Genomic DNA, 14700 nt, shown 5'->3' on the forward strand with positions numbered 1-14700 from the left:
TCAAGGGGCGGGTCAGATACCTTTCTTGTCTTCTATCGCCATGATCATCGACACCGCCTTGGAAACCACCGCGGTGGAGATCTGGTTCAGGGCCTGCTGGCTGTAGACTGCGTTCTGCAGGGACAGGCCGGCGGAATGGCTGGCGATCTGGTAGAGCGCGGCGATGGCCTGGGCCGGGGCTTCGGCGACCACCTTGACGTTGGTCTGGGTGACGGCATCGGTGATCTGGGCATTCACAGCCGTGGGGTCAGCCATGGGACTCTCCTTGAATGGGCAGGTGCTTGTCGGGCAGGGGGCCGGTCGCACGGGCCTCGACTCGTTTGTCAGGAATGAACGCGGCTGCGTCTGTCTTGTGAAACGTCGCCGGCGAAAAAGTCGGCGCTCAGCCGCGAGCGCAGCAACTGCACGCGCTTGCGCACCAGCGGCGGGGCTATGCCGAGCTGGCTGGCGATGTCGGCATAGGGCAGTTCCTCGATGAAGCGCAGTTCGAAGAGCTGCTGCTGTTGGCGCGACAGCGAGGCCAGGGCCTTGTCCACCTGGTCGAGACGTTCCAGCTGCTCCAGGCGTTCCAGCGGCGAGCCGACGGCGGCGAAGCGCTCCAACTGGCCATCGTGCAGGTCGATGCCGCGGTCGATGAGGCGGTCCTCGCGGATCTGGTGGCGCGCGCTGTCCAGGTAGACGTGTTCCAGGACCAGGAACAGGAAGCCCTGGGGGTCGCGTACCCGCTCCGGTGACTGGCGCAGGAACAGCAGCGCCTTGACCGCGGTGCTCGACAGCCATTCTTCGGCCCGATGGCTGTTGCCGCGCGCAAGGCGTTGTGCGCGTTTGCGCAGGCCAGCCTGCGCGGCACGCCAGCTTTCCTCGAACAGGCGATCGGAACCGGTTTCGTTGCCGCCTGGCTGATTCGGACGATCCATAACCGCTACCTCCCTGGTTGCTCGTGTCGGCGAGCAGTCTGTGAGGCGGGCGGTGGGCGAGGCTGTTACCTGGGTGACAGGGGCGCGGCTGGTAGTTCGGCCTTGCGTCGCAGGCGACCGAGGTCGTTGATCAGGATCCGGTCGTTGCGGCAGCTGATCAGCCCTTCGCGTTTCCATATTTGCAGTTGCGCGTTGAGCTTCGGCCGGCTGGCGTTGAGCATCGCTGCTAGGATGCTCTGGTTGGTCGGTAGCGTCGCGCAGGCTCCCTCGGGTTGTTCGCTCGCCAGGCTGGCCAGGAGATGGCGCGCCAGGCGCGACTCCAGGCGATGCAGGCAGACCCTCTCGACGAAACCGGAGGCTTCGCGCAGGCGCGAACAGAGGAGGGCCAGCGCGCGGTTGAGGAATTCCGTGTCGGCGATCAACGGGGCGAAGTGACGTCGGTGGAGGATCAGCACCGACGCCGCGCCGGAGGCGTAGGCAGAGGTCTCGCGGCGGTTCGGCTGGATCAGCGCGGTTTCCCCGATCACTTCGCCAGGACGGATATCATTGACGATCAGCTCCCGCCCGTCCGGCCCGTAGAGCACGGTATAGAGGTGTCCGCCGAGGACCAGGCCGATGAAGTCTTCAGGGTCGTGCTTGAGGAACAGGACGTCCTTGTCGCGCAACCGGCGCTCCGACGCATGGGTCGCCACGTGCCGCAGCAGATCGGGCAGCCCGTGCAGCAGCGGGCACCGTTGCAGCAGGGTGTAGTGGCGTGAACAGCGGTCTTCCGTTGACTCGTTCGAGTGCATGCCTGCGCCTTCGCCAGATTGATCGGCAGCTCCGGCGAGGTACGACATGCTCGCTGCAGAGCAATCAGTGGGGACGTGTGCGGCGAAGGGGTGTGAAGCTCCGGCTACCCGGCAGAACTGCTAGGTACGGACTCGGCGCGCTCCGGCAATCGGGCGGGCGGTCCGTTTTTTATTCGGAAAGGGTAGCGAGGTTTGGGCTGGCGGGAGGCGGCCCCGAGCGCACGGATGGCGGTCGGGGCGGGACGGCCGGTGGCCGTGGCGGGCTCAGTGCCGCGGGCTGTCCTCGGGCAGCGCGAGCAACTGCTTTTCGCGGTTCCAGTCGAACGTTTCGCCGCGCTCTTCGGCTTCGTAGCGGCGCTCGTCGAGGCGCTGGAACAGGTCGATCTCTTCGTCCGGCATGAAGTGCAGGCAATCGCCGCCGAAGAACCACAGCAGGTCGCGAGGTACCAGGTGGGCGATCTGCGGATAGCGGTGGAAGACCTGGGAAATCAGGTCCTGGCCGAGGTATTGGGCGCCTTCCGGGTCGCGCGGCAGTTCGTCCATCAGCTCGTCGAAACGCTCGAGGAACAGCCCGTGGTTTTCTTCCGGCACCTGCTCGGCCTCGCCCAGGGCGCCGAGGATGTTGCGCAGGTGCTGGAGCAGGGCGAGGTGGTGCTCGAGGTAGGAGTTGGCCATGACGGGTCCTCTGGAAAAAAGCTGGGCAGTATAAAGGGTTTCGCGGCGCCGGCCAGTTTCAGCGGATCGCCGGGGACTGGCTCTGGCGCCGGCGGTTTTCCAGTTGCCGGCGTTCGCTGTCGAGGCGCCGCTGGTCCTGCTCCAGGCGCCAGCGCTGCTGGTCCAGTTGCTGCTGGCGGATCAGGTTGTCCTGCATCTGTCGCTGCTGCCGTTGCCGCTGCAGGTTCTGCTGCTGGCGTTGCAGTTGATCCTGCTGCAATTGCAGGCGTTGTTCGTCGAAGCGCTGGCGCTGTTCCTGGAGCTGGCGTTGGCGCTGTTCGCCAGCGCGCTGCACCGCCTGCTGGTGCGGCTGCACGCCATAGGGCGCAGGCGGTGCGGCCTGCGCCGGGGGCAGGAGGAGAAACGAGGCTGCCAGGCCGGTGGCAAGTAGCTTGAGCATGATGGCCTCCCGTACGTCAGGGATGTGCCCGTCGATTCTAGCCAATCGCCCGGGTTTGGGTGGGTGAAGACGACAAAGGCGCCGGAAGGCGCCTTTGTCGGTTGCGACCGTCGCTTTGCCGCGGAGTGTCAGCGGATCCTGCCGTCGGCCAGTTGCAGTTCCTCCTTGGCGAAGTCGTCGACGTCGATCACCTTGCGCCGTGCCGCTTCGGCCTGGTGCAGGGCCTGCGCCTGCTCGGCGCTCAGCACGCCGGCGGCGGCGCCGGCATCGATCGGGTTCTGCCCCGCTTGCGGCTGGACCCTGCCTTCCTTGATCGCCTTGTGCAGGGTTTTCTCCAGCGCGGCGCTTTCGCGTACCGCGTCGAAGGCGTGGGCGAGGGCACCGACCGGGTCCTGCGGGTCCTTCGGCAGGAACGCGCCGGCGAGGATCGCCTGCAACGCCGGGTCGTCGTCCGGACGGCCGAGGATTTCCGCGATCTCGGCGTCCAGTTCGTCGCCCGGCCCTTTGTGCCGGCGGCCGAACGGCAGTACCAGGACCTTCAGCGCGCAGCCGAAGAAGCGGCTGGGGAAGTTGTTCAGCAGGTCCTCCAGCGCCGCCTCGGCCTTGCCGAGGTTTTCCTCCATGGCCCAGCGCAGCAGCGGATGCAGGTAGTCCGGGTTACCCAGGTCGTGGTAGCGCTTGAGCGCCGCCGAGCCCAGGTAGAGATAGCTGAGGACATCGCCGAGACGCGCGGAGAGGCGTTCCTTGCGCTTCAGTTCGCCGCCCAGCAGCATCATGCTGAAGTCGGCGAGCAGGGCGAAGGACGCCGCCAGGCGGTTCAGCGCGCGGAAGTAGGGACGGCTGATGCGGTCGCCGGGCGCGTTGCCGAGGTGGCCGCAGCTGAGACTGAGGAGGAAGCTGCTGGCGGCGTTGCCGACGGCGAAGCCGATGTGCTTCACCAGCAGCGCGTCGAACTCGCGGGCGGCCTGGTCCTTGTCCTCGCGCTGGGCCAGTTCCATTTCCTTGAGCACGTACGGATGGCAACGGATCGCGCCCTGGCCGAAGATCATCAGGTTGCGCGAGAGGATGTTCGCGCCTTCCACCGTGATGAAGATCGGCGCGCCCTGCCAGGAACGACCCAGGTAGTTGTTCGGGCCCATGATGATGCCCTTGCCGCCATGGATGTCCATGGCATGGGCGATGCACTCGCGGCCGCGCTCGGTGAGGTGGTACTTGAGGATCGCCGAAAGCACCGAGGGCTTCTCGCCGAGGTCCACCGCGTTGGCGGTGAGGATTCGCGCGCTGTCCATTAGCCAGGCGTTGCCGCCGATGCGGGCGAGCGCCTCCTGGATGCCTTCGAAGGCGGCGATCGGCACGTTGAACTGCTCGCGGACCTGAGCGTAGCGACCGCTGACGTAGCTGCTGGCCTTGCCAGCGCTGGTGCCCACCGCCGGCAGCGAGATGGAGCGTCCGACCGACAGGCAGTTCATTAGCATCATCCAGCCTTTGCCGATCATTTCCTGCCCGCCGATGATGTACTCCAGCGGCACGAACACGTCCTTGCCGGAGTTCGGACCGTTCATGAAGGCGGCGCCCAGCGGCACGTGGCGGCGGCCGATCTCGACCCCGGGGGTGTCGGTGGGAATCAGCGCCAGGGTGATGCCCAGGTCCTCCTCGTCGCCCAGCAGATGGTCCGGGTCGTGGCACTTGAAGGCCAGGCCGAGGAGGGTGGCCACCGGGCCGAGGGTGATGTAGCGCTTTTCCCAGGTCAGGCGCAGGCCGAGCACCTCGCGACCTTCCCATTCGCCCTTGCAGACGATGCCGACGTCGGTCATGCCGCCGGCATCGGAGCCCGCGTAGGGGCCGGTGAGGGCGAAGCAGGGGATGTCGTCGCCCTTGGCCAGGCTCGGCAGGTAGCGCTGGCGCTGCTCGTCGGTGCCGTAGTGGAGCAGCAGCTCGGCCGGGCCGAGGGAGTTCGGCACCATCACCGTCGAGGCCAGGTCGCCGCTACGGGTGGCGAGCTTCATCACTACCTGCGAGTGGGCGAAGGCGGAGAAGCCCTTGCCGCCGTACTCCTTGGGAATGATCAGGCCGAAGAAGCCGTGCTGCTTGATGAAGGCCCAGGCTTCTTCCGGCAGGTCCATGCGCTGGCCGATGTCCCAGTCGCTGACCATGGCGCAGAGTTCTTCGGTCGGGCCGTCGACGAAGGCCTGCTCTTCTTCGGTGAGTTGCGCCTTGGGGTAGTCGAGCAGTTTCTGCCAGTCCGGGCGGCCGCTGAACAATTCGCCATCCCACCACACGGTGCCCGCCTCGATGGCCTCGCGCTCGGTGTCGGACATCGGCGGCAGGACTTTCTGGAACCAGGCGAACAGCGGACCGCTGAGCACGCGCCGGCGCAGGTCAGGCAGGGCGAGGGGAAGCGCCACCGCCAGCCAGAGCAGCCAGAAGACCAGCAGCAGCCAGCCGGGCGCGTGGCTGAACACGCCCATCAGGATCAGGTAGGCGGCGCTGATGCCGAGCGCGGGAGCGGGTGGGGTACGCCGATGGGCGAGGTAAGCGACACCGAGTACCAGTACGACTAACCAGAGCAACAACATGCGGAATCCTCCATGAAGACGCCAGGCGGCGTCTCGAGCTTAGCCCGTTTGCCGCCGTTTGGCGGCAGGGCCGGTCAGCTTGGCCGGTTTGTCACGTTATAGGCGAAAACTTCCCGTTTAGACTGGGACAAATTGCCCGCCGGGAGCCCGCCATGCAGTCCTACCTACAATCCGGCCGCTTCGTGGATAGTGACCACCCGGTGGTGGTGGAGTTCGCGGAAAAATCCCGGGGGAATTCGGCGAAACCGCGTGACCAGGCGGTCGCGCTGTACTACGCGGTACGCGACGGGGTGCGCTACAACCCCTACGTGTTCAGCCGCGATCCGCAGACCCTGAAGGCCAGCCACGCGCTGCAGCAGGGCGAGTCCTATTGCGTGCCCAAGGCCATCCTGCTCGCCGCCTGCGCTCGGCATTGCCGGATTCCGGCGCGGATCGGCCTGGCCGACGTGCGCAACCACCTGGCCACGCCGCGCCTGCTGGAGGCGCTGCGCAGCGAGGTGTTCGCCATGCACGGCTATACCGAACTGTACCTCGAGGGCCGCTGGGTGAAGGCCACCCCGGCGTTCAACCGTGCCTTGTGCCGCGCCTTCGACGTCGCTCCGCTGGAGTTCGACGGCGTCGCCGACAGCGTCTTCCATCCATTCAACCGCCAGGGCGAGCGCTACATGGAGTACCTGGCCGATCACGGCCAGTTCGCCGACCTGCCGGAGGAACTGTTCTTCTCCCACTTGCAGCAGCACTATCCGCACCTGTTCTCCGGCCGCCCGCTGGCCCTGGACGGCGATTTCCAGGCCGAGGCCGGGCAAGATGAAGGGCGTCGATAGTCACCATCAGCCGGCGCGTCTTCCTTCTTCGGTCCATCCTCGGTAGGGTGCGGCATGTCGTCCGGGCGCTCCGGCGACCCATCCGCCGCATCAACCGAAGAGGGAACGCAGAGTATGTTGACCATCTGGGGCCGGAAGAACTCGAGCAATGTGCGCAAGGCGCTGTGGTGCGCCGAGGAGGCTGGCCTGGAGTACCGGACGGTGGATGCCGGCGGGGCGTTCGGCCTGGTGGATGAGCCGGCGTTCCGTGCGATGAATCCGAACGGTCGGGTGCCGGTGATCGAGGACGACGGCTTCGTCCTCTGGGAGTCCAACGCCATCGTCCGCTACCTGGCCGCCCGCTATGCGCCGGGCGACCTCTATCCGCAGGACCCGGTGCGCCGCGCCGACGCCGACAAGTGGATGGACTGGACCACCTCGACTCTCGCCGGGCCGTTCCGCGACCTGTTCTGGGGAACGCTGCGTACGTCGCCGGAGCAACGCGACGAGGCCCTGATCGCAAAGGCGTTGCAGACCTGCGGCGAGTTGCTGCGGGTGCCGGACCAGACCCTGGCCGGCCAACCCTGGCTGTCCGGCGAACGCTTCGGCATGGGTGACATTCCCCTGGGCTGTTTCATCTACGCCTGGTTCGAGATGCCCATCGAGCGCCCGCCGCTGCCCCACCTCGAGGCCTGGTACCTGCGCTTGCGCGAGCGCCCGGCGTTCCGCACCGCGGTAATGACCGAACTGACCTGAGCCGGCTACTGTTGCATTTTGTTACCCGTAGCCTTATCTAGCTCTTCCTCTTCACCTTCCGACACGGGAAGCCTAATGAGTTCCGCCCTGTCCATCCGTCAATTGACGAAAACCTACGGCAACGGTTTCCAGGCCCTCAAGGGCATCGACCTGGACGTCGCCGAAGGTGATTTCTTCGCCTTGCTCGGCCCCAACGGCGCGGGCAAGTCCACCACCATCGGGATTCTCTCGACCCTGGTGAACAAGACCAGCGGTTCGGTCTCGGTGTTCGGCCACGACCTCGACAAGGACCCGGCCGGCCTCAAGCGTTGCCTTGGCGTGGTGCCGCAGGAGTTCAACTTCAACCAGTTCGAGAAGGTCTTCGACATCGTCGTGACCCAGGCCGGCTACTACGGCATCCCGGCGAAGATCGCCAAGGAGCGCGCCGAGCGCTACCTGACCCAGCTGGGGCTGTGGGACAAGCGCAACGAAGCCTCGCGGATGCTCTCCGGCGGCATGAAGCGGCGCCTGATGATCGCCCGCGCACTGGTCCACCAGCCGCGCCTGCTGATCCTCGACGAGCCCACCGCCGGGGTCGACATCGAGCTGCGTCGTTCGATGTGGAGCTTCCTCACCGAACTCAACCAGGAAGGCATCAGCATCATCCTCACCACCCACTACCTGGAAGAGGCGGAGCAGCTCTGCCGCAACATCGCCATCATCGACCACGGCGAGATCGTGCAGAACACCAGCATGCGTGACCTGCTGATGACCCTGCATTCGGAAACCTTCCTGCTCGACCTGAAGAACGTCCAGGCCCTGCCGCCGACTCTCGACGGCTACCCGACGCGGCTGGTGGACGATCACACCCTCGAAGTGCAGGTGGAGAAAAGCCAGGGCATCAACGATCTGTTCGCCCAGTTGGGCGCACAAGGCATCGAGGTACTGAGCCTGCGCAACAAGACCAATCGCCTGGAGGAGCTGTTCGTGTCGCTGGTGGAGAAGAACCTGACGAGGATCGCCCGATGAGCAGCGAGCTGAGCGCCAACCTGGTCGCCCTGAACACCATCGTCTACCGCGAGGTGCGCCGCTTCACCCGGATCTGGCCGCAGACCCTGCTGCCGCCGGCGATCACCATGGTCCTGTACTTCGTGATCTTCGGCAATTTGATCGGCCGGCAGATCGGCGATATGGGCGGCTTCACCTACATGGAATACATCGTGCCCGGCCTGATCATGATGTCGGTGATCACCAACGCCTACGGCAACGTGGTGTCGAGCTTCTTCGGCAGCAAGTTCCAGCGCTCGGTGGAGGAGCTGCTGGTGTCGCCGGTATCGCCGCACACCATCCTCCTCGGCTACACCATCGGCGGCGTACTGCGCGGCCTGGCGGTGGGGGTGATCGTGACCATGCTGTCGCTGTTCTTCACCAAGCTGCAGGTGCACCACCTGGGCATCACGGTACTGGTAGTGGTACTGACCGCGACCATCTTCTCCCTGGGCGGTTTCATCAACGCGGTGTTCGCGCGCAACTTCGACGACATCTCGATCATCCCGACCTTCGTGCTGACGCCGCTGACCTACCTGGGCGGGGTGTTCTACTCGATCAACCTGCTGCCGCCGTTCTGGCAGACCGTGTCGCTGGCCAACCCGATCCTGCACATGGTCAACGCCTTCCGCTACGGCATCCTCGGCGTCTCCGACATTCGCATCGGCGTGGCCATCGGCTTCATGCTGCTGGCCACCGCGGTGCTCTATCTCGGCTGCGTAAGGCTGCTGGTGAGCGGGCGTGGCATGCGCCAATGAAACGCTCGAAGGCATGAAACAGAAGCCCCCGTCATGGGGGCTTCGCGTTTCATCGGCGCGGGCGAGCGAAATCGATGACGAAACGGGTCCAGCCGTCGGCAGACTCGCAGCGGATCTCGCCGCCGTGGGCCTGGACGATGGAGCGGCAGATCGCCAGGCCGAGCCCGGCGTGTTCACCCTGGCCTTCGCGGCGCGCCGGATCGGCACGATAGAACCGGTCGAACAGGCGCGGCAAGCGCTCGGGAGGAATCGCCGGACCCTGGTTCTCCACGCTCAGGCGTCGGTCGCCGAGACGGATACGTATCTCGCCGCCATCGGCGGTGAAGCGCAGGGCGTTGTCCAGCAGGTTGGCCAGCACCCGCCGCAGCATGCCGCGGTCGCCGGGCAGGCTCAGGCTGCCTTCGCGCAGCAGGCGGATGTCGCGGTCTTCCGCCAGCGGCTGGTAGAACTCCAGCAGCGAGTCGACTTCCGCGCCCAGGTCCAGGGCCTGGCGGCTGGGCGCCAGCAGGCCGTGGTCGGCCTTGGCCAGCAACAGCATGTCGTTGACCATCGCGGTGAGCCGTTCCAGCTCCTCGAGGTTGCCGTGCAGGGCCTCGCGATAATCCTCCAGCGAGCGTGGGCGGGACAATACCACCTGGGTCTGGGTCAGCAGACTGGTGAGCGGGGTGCGCAACTCGTGGGCGATGTCGGCGGAGAACGCCGAGAGGCGCTGGAAGGCTTCTTCCAGGCGCGCCAGCATGGCGTTCAGCTCGCCGGCCAGTCCGCGCAGCTCCTCTGGCATCCGGCTGGCGTCGAGGCGGGTGGTGAGGGAGTTGGCGGAAACCCGCGCGGCGACTTCGCGCATCCGTCGCAGCGGCGCCAGGCTGGCGCCGGTGGCCCAGGCGCCGAGCAGCGCCGTGGCCAGCGCCGACAGGCTCATGGTCAGCCAGATCAACTGGCGCATGCGTTGCAGGAAGTGCTGGTGATGACTGATGTCGAGGATCACGGTAAGTCGCGGCGAAGCGTCGTTGCCGGGCTCCAGCGGGGCGCCGAGTTCGCGGTTGGCGGGCAGACCGGGATGCGCAGGCTGCGGCAGGCGCTCGAACCAGAGGTTGCCATCCGGGCCGTTCAGACGCAGGCCGAGGTCGGGATGGCGTGCCAGTTCGCGCAGCAGTTCCGCTTCGCGGCGGCGCATCTGTTGTTCCGAGCCGAGGCCGCGCAGCTCATCGCGAAACACCGCGAGCTTGGCGGACATCGCCATATGGTCGAGCTCGACGAAATGCTCGTCGATGGCCCTGCTGAAGATCAATCCGGCGATCAGCGAGACCGCCGCCGTGCAGGCGGCGAACAGCAGGCTCAGGCGGACGCCGAGGGACATCCGCGAGCCGAACCCGGCGCTCATTCGTCGCGCTCTTCGAGAACGTAGCCCATGCCGCGCACGGTATGGATCAGGCGCTGCGGGTAGTCGTCGTCGACCTTGGCGCGCAGGCGGCGGATGGCCACCTCGATGACGTTGGTATCGCTGTCGAAGTTCATGTCCCAGACCTGCGAGGCGATCAGCGACTTGGGCAGCACCTCGCCGCTGCGCCGCAGCAGCAGTTCGAGCAGGGCGAACTCCTTGGCGGTGAGGTCGATCCGCTTGCCCTGGCGTTGCACCCGGCGGCGCAGCAAATCGAGTTCGAGGTCGGCCAGTTGCAGGGTGGTCTCCTGCAACTGCTGGCTGCCCCGGCGCAGCAGGGTGCGCACCCGGGCGAGCAGTTCCACGAAGGCGAACGGCTTCACCAGGTAATCGTCGGCGCCTTGTTCGAGGCCGCGCACGCGGTCCTCTACGGCATCGCGGGCGGTCAGGAACAGCACCGGTATGGTCATCCCGGCGTCGCGCACGCTGCGCAGGATCTGCCAGCCGTCACGGCCGGGCAGCATGACGTCGAGGATCAGCAGGTCGTAGTCGCCGCCCAGGGCCAGTTGCTCGCCCTCGTTGCCATCGTCGCTCAGGTCGACGGCGAAGCCTGCCTCGGCGAGCCCCTGGCGCAGGTACTGGCCGATGCGCGGTTCGTCTTCGACGATCAGCAGTTTCATGTTCATCCCTCGTTACATTTGCCGGCCATGCCGACCTGTTTCTGACAGCATCGTAATCAGTGGGTAACGGGGGCGACAGTGGCCCCCGCGCAGACTACAGGGGAACTCATTCGAGGAGACTTCCCATGCGTACCTTCACTGCCTCCACCCTCGCTTTCCTGCTGGTCCTCGCCCCGACCGTTCCGGCCATGGCCGACAGCGGCGGCGACATCGTCTTCGAGCGCATGCAGGCCCAGGCCGCCAAGGCTCGTGCCGCGCACCAGGAGAAACTGGCGAAGCAGGCCGAAGCGACGAAGAAGGACAAGGAAAACTGCTGATCGCCAGTTCTTCCACCCCCGGCTCCACACGGGATGACGGAGGGCTCCGATCCCGTCTTCACCCGCCACCGGTTCCCTGGTTTCCGGTCGGCGGGTTTTTTATGCCCGTCGGTGGCGCTGGGCGATCTTAGCCTTCGCGGTCCGCAACGGCGGCAAGCTGACAAAGATGTAATGCTCCCGACAGCCAGCCGGCAGGCGCAGCGACACAGGATAGGCGACATCAACCCGATGGAGATTCCCCGTATGTTTCCGCGCCGCCTGCTTCCCGCTTCCCTGATCGTCCTCGGCGTGCTTTTCGGTGCCAGCGCCCAGGCTTCGCCGGCCCACGGCCAGACCTTCGGCAAGCCGGCCCAGGCCGCGCAGGCCAGCCGCAGCATCGAGGTGGTGCTCGGCGATATGTACTTCAAGCCGCGGGCGATCGAGGTCAAGGCCGGCGAGACGGTCCGCTTCGTGCTGAAGAACGAAGGCAAGCTGTTGCACGAGTTCAACCTGGGAGACGCGGCGATGCATGCCGAGCACCAGAAGGAGATGCTGGAGATGCAGCAGTCCGGGATGCTCACCCCGACCGGCATGGCGTCGATGGACCATAGTCAGATGGGCCACGGCATGGCCGACATGGACCATGGCCGGATGATGAAGCACGACGACCCCAACAGCGTGCTGGTCGAGCCGGGCAAGAGCGCCGAGCTGACCTGGACCTTCGCCAAAGCCACCCGGCTGGAGTTCGCCTGCAACATCCCCGGCCACTACCAGGCCGGGATGGTCGGTCAACTGACCGTGCAGCCCTGAGCCGGCGGACGGCCGGCGTGAAGATGCCGGCCGATCCGTATACACTTGCCGCCGCCCGCCAGTGCGGCGCGGCGCGCGGGGAAGGGCCCTGCGCGATTCATCCAGCAGGTTTCCCTCATGCAGCATCCCGCCGAACATTCGCCGCTGGGCAAGACCAGCGAATACGTCTCCAGCTACACGCCGTCGCTGCTGTTTCCCATTTCACGCACGGCGAAATGGGCCGAGCTTGGCCTGAGCGCCGAGACCCTGCCTTATCGCGGCGTGGATATCTGGAACTGCTACGAGCTGTCCTGGCTGACCCCGGCCGGCAAGCCGGTGGTGGCGATCGGCGAGTTCTCGATCCCGGCGGACTCGCCGAACATCATCGAGTCGAAGTCGTTCAAGCTTTACCTCAATTCCCTCAACCAGTCCGCCTTCGATAGTCGCGAGGCGCTTCGCGCGGTATTGGAGAAAGACCTCTCGGCCGCTGTCGGGGCGCCCGTGGGCGTGCGCCTGCGCAGCCTCGACGAAGTTGCCGAGGAGGGCATCGGGCGTCTGCCGGGGCGCTGCATCGACGAGCTGGACATCGCCGTCGACGGCTACGAGCAGCCGCGCCCGGAACTGCTGCGCTGCGACGCCGGGCGGATCGTCGAGGAGCAGCTCTACAGCCACCTGCTCAAGTCCAACTGCCCGGTCACCGGCCAGCCCGACTGGGGCACCCTGGTGGTCGACTACCGGGGCCCGGCGCTGGACCCGGCCAGCCTGCTGGCCTACCTGGTTTCCTTCCGCCAGCACCAGGACTTCCACGAACAGTGCGTCGAACGCATCTTCCTCGACCTGCAGCGCCTGTTGCAGCCGCAGGCGCTCAGCGTCTACGCGCGCTACGTACGCCGTGGCGGCCTGGATATCAATCCCTACCGCAGCCTGGCGGAGGTCGCACCGGACAACCGACGCCTGGTGCGCCAGTAACGCCTCGCAACACGCGGATACGAAAAAGCCCCGGCCATGCCGGGGCTTTTCATTTTGGCAAGTCGTTCAGATACCCATGTTGGCCAGGCTCTGCACGATGGAGCGGAGCGTGCCGGCGAGGGTCGGGTGGCTGACCTCGAAGCGCTCGACGGCGAGGTTGACCCCATCGACCAGGCTGCCTTCGTTGAGGGCGTCCTCGTTGGCCAGTTTCAGTTCGATGTCCCTGATCAGGAGTTCCAGTTCGGCGCGCTGCTCTTCGTTCAGCGGCGGTTGTTGCTCCAGTTGCTCGCGCAGGGCGGACAGTTCGCGCAGCAGACTCTCTTTCGGCATGGTATTTCCCTCGACGTACAAGTCTTCGGTGGACCTCCGGCGGGCGCCGAAAGGTCCGTCCATGCCGAACAGATTAACCTGTCGGGCGCAGATGTGCGCGATCCGGATCAATCCGCAGCAGGCGTTCCAGCAGCGGGAAGAAGTGCGTCAGTTCGGGGGTGCGCATGGCCGGGTCCTTGGCCAGGTCGTCGAGGCGGCGCAGGGTCAGGCCGTCCTGGGCATAGGGCGCCTTGATGTAGGCCGCGGCGGCACGCTCGTCGAACGGCCCGCCTTGCAGCACCAGGCTGTGCCGGGAGGCCGGCGACAGGCTGGCGTGGTAGCTCGGGTCCACCGCGCAGAGGAAGCGCTTGGCCGATACGTGCAGGCGCACCGGCTGCCAGACCGACTCTGGGAACAGCTCGCGCAGCAGGCGTGCGCCGAATTCCTCGTGGCGCAGGTCCTCCTCGTCGATCTGCGCCGGGTCTTCGTAGAGGTGGCCGATATCGTGCAGCAGGGCGGCGACTACAAGGCTGTCCGAGCAGCCGGCGCGCTCGGCCAGGGTCGCACACTGCAGCGCGTGCTCGGCCTGGCTGACTGCCTCGCCATAGGGCTCGGCGCCATGGCTGGCGAAGCGTTCGGCCAGTTCGTCGAGAAAGCGGTGACGGGCGCGGCTCATGGTTTTTCTCCTTTCAGGCGGCGGACGGCGAGGTCGTGCAGGCAGGGTTGCAGCTCGCCCAGGTGATCGATCACGGAATGCACGCCCAGGCGGTACAGTTCCAGGGTGGCGTCGGCGCGCAAGCGGTCGCGCTCGGTGTGTCCGAGAGCGTCCCAGTCGGCCGGCGAGAGGCCGCACGACGGCCCGCTGGCGGCCAGGCCGATGGTCCATAGCCCGGCATTGAGTCCGGCCTGGAGTTGACGCGGTTGGGCGCTGACCAGCACGCAGCCGTCGAGGCGCTCGATGCCCAGCCGGGCGAGGGCCTGCCAGCAGCCATCGGGGGCCGGCCAGGGGCGCGCGCCGGCGAGGGGGATCAGGGCGTTCGCTCGGCCGAGCGGCGCGGCAAGGCGCTGGCAGACCGATTCCGGTAGCTCGTCCTGCCAGGCGTAGGGAATCCGTTGTTCGTCCAGGCTCTCCAACAGGGCCACGGCACCGGCGATGGCTTCGGCCTGTTCCCCGGCGGCTTCGTCGAGGGCCTGCTCCAGGCGCTGGCGCTCGCTCTTGTTCGGCTTGCGCCGCAACAGGAAGCTTTGTGCCTCGGCGAAGGGCAGCAGACTGGCGTCGCGGAGGTGTTCGGCAGGGCTATGCGGATGGCTGCTCAGCAGCGCCAGGGACAGGGTCCGGGCGCCGAAATCCACCAGGCCGCCGGAGAGTCCGAAGAGCAGGGCGGTGAAGCGCGGGAGTTGGTCGGAGCTGGGCATGCGAAAGGCGTCTGGCGAATGGTCTAGGCCAGCCTAGAGGGGTTTTGTGACGCCGCCGTGACGTTTTCGTGGCAGTGGCGATAGGCCGACGGGCTGCCGTTATAATCGGCCGGTCTGAATCA

Annotated in this window: 18 protein-coding genes; 7 read left to right on the forward strand and 11 right to left on the reverse strand. The window is 66.4% G+C overall.

All coding sequences use genetic code 11. The annotated features are described in order from the left end of the window. Nucleotides 1-12: 12 nt before the first annotated feature. From LE197_RS05090 to LE197_RS05115, 6 genes are all read right to left on the reverse strand, one after another. The gene (locus LE197_RS05090) at nucleotides 13-255 is read right to left on the reverse strand and encodes a RebB family R body protein (RefSeq protein WP_003090893.1); all 243 of its coding nucleotides are present in this window, start codon (nucleotides 253-255) and stop codon (nucleotides 13-15) included. A 68-nt stretch (nucleotides 256-323) separates the two neighbouring features. After that, nucleotides 324-917 carry an RNA polymerase sigma factor gene (locus LE197_RS05095; protein WP_003090892.1) on the reverse strand — a complete coding sequence of 198 codons (594 nt, stop codon included), beginning with the start codon at nucleotides 915-917 and terminating at the stop codon, nucleotides 324-326. 65 nt (nucleotides 918-982) lie between these two features. Next, nucleotides 983-1708 carry a Crp/Fnr family transcriptional regulator gene (locus LE197_RS05100; RefSeq protein ID WP_003108957.1) on the reverse strand — a complete coding sequence of 242 codons (726 nt, stop codon included), beginning with the start codon at nucleotides 1706-1708 and terminating at the stop codon, nucleotides 983-985. Nucleotides 1709-1972: 264 nt separating this feature from the next. Continuing rightward, complete coding sequence (locus tag LE197_RS05105; protein WP_003090890.1) at nucleotides 1973-2383, reverse strand: PA2817 family protein; 411 nt, start codon at nucleotides 2381-2383, stop codon at nucleotides 1973-1975. A 58-nt stretch (nucleotides 2384-2441) separates the two neighbouring features. After that, the gene (locus tag LE197_RS05110; protein ID WP_003119883.1) at nucleotides 2442-2822 is read right to left on the reverse strand and encodes a PA2816 family glutamine-rich protein; all 381 of its coding nucleotides are present in this window, start codon (nucleotides 2820-2822) and stop codon (nucleotides 2442-2444) included. A gap of 128 nt (nucleotides 2823-2950) precedes the next feature. Beyond that, entirely contained in the window at nucleotides 2951-5398 is a 2448-nt protein-coding gene (locus LE197_RS05115) for an acyl-CoA dehydrogenase (protein WP_003108955.1), read from the reverse strand. A 152-nt stretch (nucleotides 5399-5550) separates the two neighbouring features. Between LE197_RS05115 and LE197_RS05120 the strand changes: the two genes are divergently transcribed. The 4 genes from LE197_RS05120 to LE197_RS05135 all read left to right on the forward strand — a co-directional run bounded on the left by LE197_RS05120 (nucleotide 5551) and on the right by LE197_RS05135 (nucleotide 8741). Continuing rightward, complete coding sequence (locus LE197_RS05120; RefSeq protein ID WP_003098789.1) at nucleotides 5551-6222, forward strand: transglutaminase-like domain-containing protein; 672 nt, start codon at nucleotides 5551-5553, stop codon at nucleotides 6220-6222. A gap of 114 nt (nucleotides 6223-6336) precedes the next feature. Beyond that, on the forward strand, nucleotides 6337-6957 hold the full coding sequence (locus tag LE197_RS05125; protein WP_003162387.1) for a glutathione S-transferase family protein: 621 nt from the start codon (nucleotides 6337-6339) through the stop codon (nucleotides 6955-6957). Nucleotides 6958-7032: 75 nt separating this feature from the next. Further along, nucleotides 7033-7965 carry an ABC transporter ATP-binding protein gene (locus LE197_RS05130; protein WP_003090885.1) on the forward strand — a complete coding sequence of 311 codons (933 nt, stop codon included), beginning with the start codon at nucleotides 7033-7035 and terminating at the stop codon, nucleotides 7963-7965. Further along, a complete protein-coding gene (locus LE197_RS05135) occupies nucleotides 7962-8741 on the forward strand; it encodes an ABC transporter permease (RefSeq protein ID WP_003090884.1) in 780 nt (259 codons plus the stop codon). The genes LE197_RS05130 and LE197_RS05135 overlap by 4 nt, the downstream gene beginning before the upstream one ends. Nucleotides 8742-8790: 49 nt before the next feature. Here LE197_RS05135 and LE197_RS05140 read toward each other — a convergent pair whose 3' ends face one another. After that, a complete protein-coding gene (locus LE197_RS05140; RefSeq protein WP_003090883.1) occupies nucleotides 8791-10122 on the reverse strand; it encodes a sensor histidine kinase in 1332 nt (443 codons plus the stop codon). Next, nucleotides 10119-10799 carry a heavy metal response regulator transcription factor gene (locus tag LE197_RS05145; protein ID WP_003108949.1) on the reverse strand — a complete coding sequence of 227 codons (681 nt, stop codon included), beginning with the start codon at nucleotides 10797-10799 and terminating at the stop codon, nucleotides 10119-10121. Before LE197_RS05145 ends, LE197_RS05140 begins: the two co-directional genes overlap by 4 nt. Nucleotides 10800-10924: 125 nt before the next feature. On the opposite strand from LE197_RS05145, the gene ptrA reads away from it, so the two are divergent. The 3 genes from ptrA to queF all read left to right on the forward strand — a co-directional run bounded on the left by ptrA (nucleotide 10925) and on the right by queF (nucleotide 12853). Further along, on the forward strand, nucleotides 10925-11116 hold the full coding sequence (ptrA, locus tag LE197_RS05150; protein ID WP_003090881.1) for a T3SS anti-activator PtrA: 192 nt from the start codon (nucleotides 10925-10927) through the stop codon (nucleotides 11114-11116). A 171-nt stretch (nucleotides 11117-11287) separates the two neighbouring features. Further along, a complete protein-coding gene (locus LE197_RS05155; protein WP_124136008.1) occupies nucleotides 11288-11905 on the forward strand; it encodes a plastocyanin/azurin family copper-binding protein in 618 nt (205 codons plus the stop codon). Nucleotides 11906-12022: 117 nt separating this feature from the next. Next, a complete protein-coding gene (gene queF, locus LE197_RS05160; protein ID WP_017149139.1) occupies nucleotides 12023-12853 on the forward strand; it encodes an NADPH-dependent 7-cyano-7-deazaguanine reductase QueF in 831 nt (276 codons plus the stop codon). A gap of 66 nt (nucleotides 12854-12919) precedes the next feature. Here the strand turns inward: queF and LE197_RS05165 are convergent, their stop codons facing one another. The 3 genes from LE197_RS05165 to LE197_RS05175 form a co-directional block, all read right to left on the reverse strand. Next, on the reverse strand, nucleotides 12920-13183 hold the full coding sequence (locus tag LE197_RS05165; RefSeq protein ID WP_003090878.1) for a DUF4404 family protein: 264 nt from the start codon (nucleotides 13181-13183) through the stop codon (nucleotides 12920-12922). A 73-nt stretch (nucleotides 13184-13256) separates the two neighbouring features. Beyond that, on the reverse strand, nucleotides 13257-13838 hold the full coding sequence (locus tag LE197_RS05170; protein WP_003090877.1) for a phosphonate degradation HD-domain oxygenase: 582 nt from the start codon (nucleotides 13836-13838) through the stop codon (nucleotides 13257-13259). Beyond that, nucleotides 13835-14578 (reverse strand): phosphatase, encoded by a 744-nt coding sequence (locus LE197_RS05175; protein WP_073666709.1) that lies wholly within the window; start codon nucleotides 14576-14578, stop codon nucleotides 13835-13837. Before LE197_RS05175 ends, LE197_RS05170 begins: the two co-directional genes overlap by 4 nt. Nucleotides 14579-14700 lie beyond the last annotated feature (122 nt).

It is taken from the genome of Pseudomonas sp. PS1(2021) (genome assembly GCF_020405165.1).
Taxonomy (GTDB): Bacteria; Pseudomonadota; Gammaproteobacteria; order Pseudomonadales; family Pseudomonadaceae; genus Pseudomonas; species Pseudomonas aeruginosa.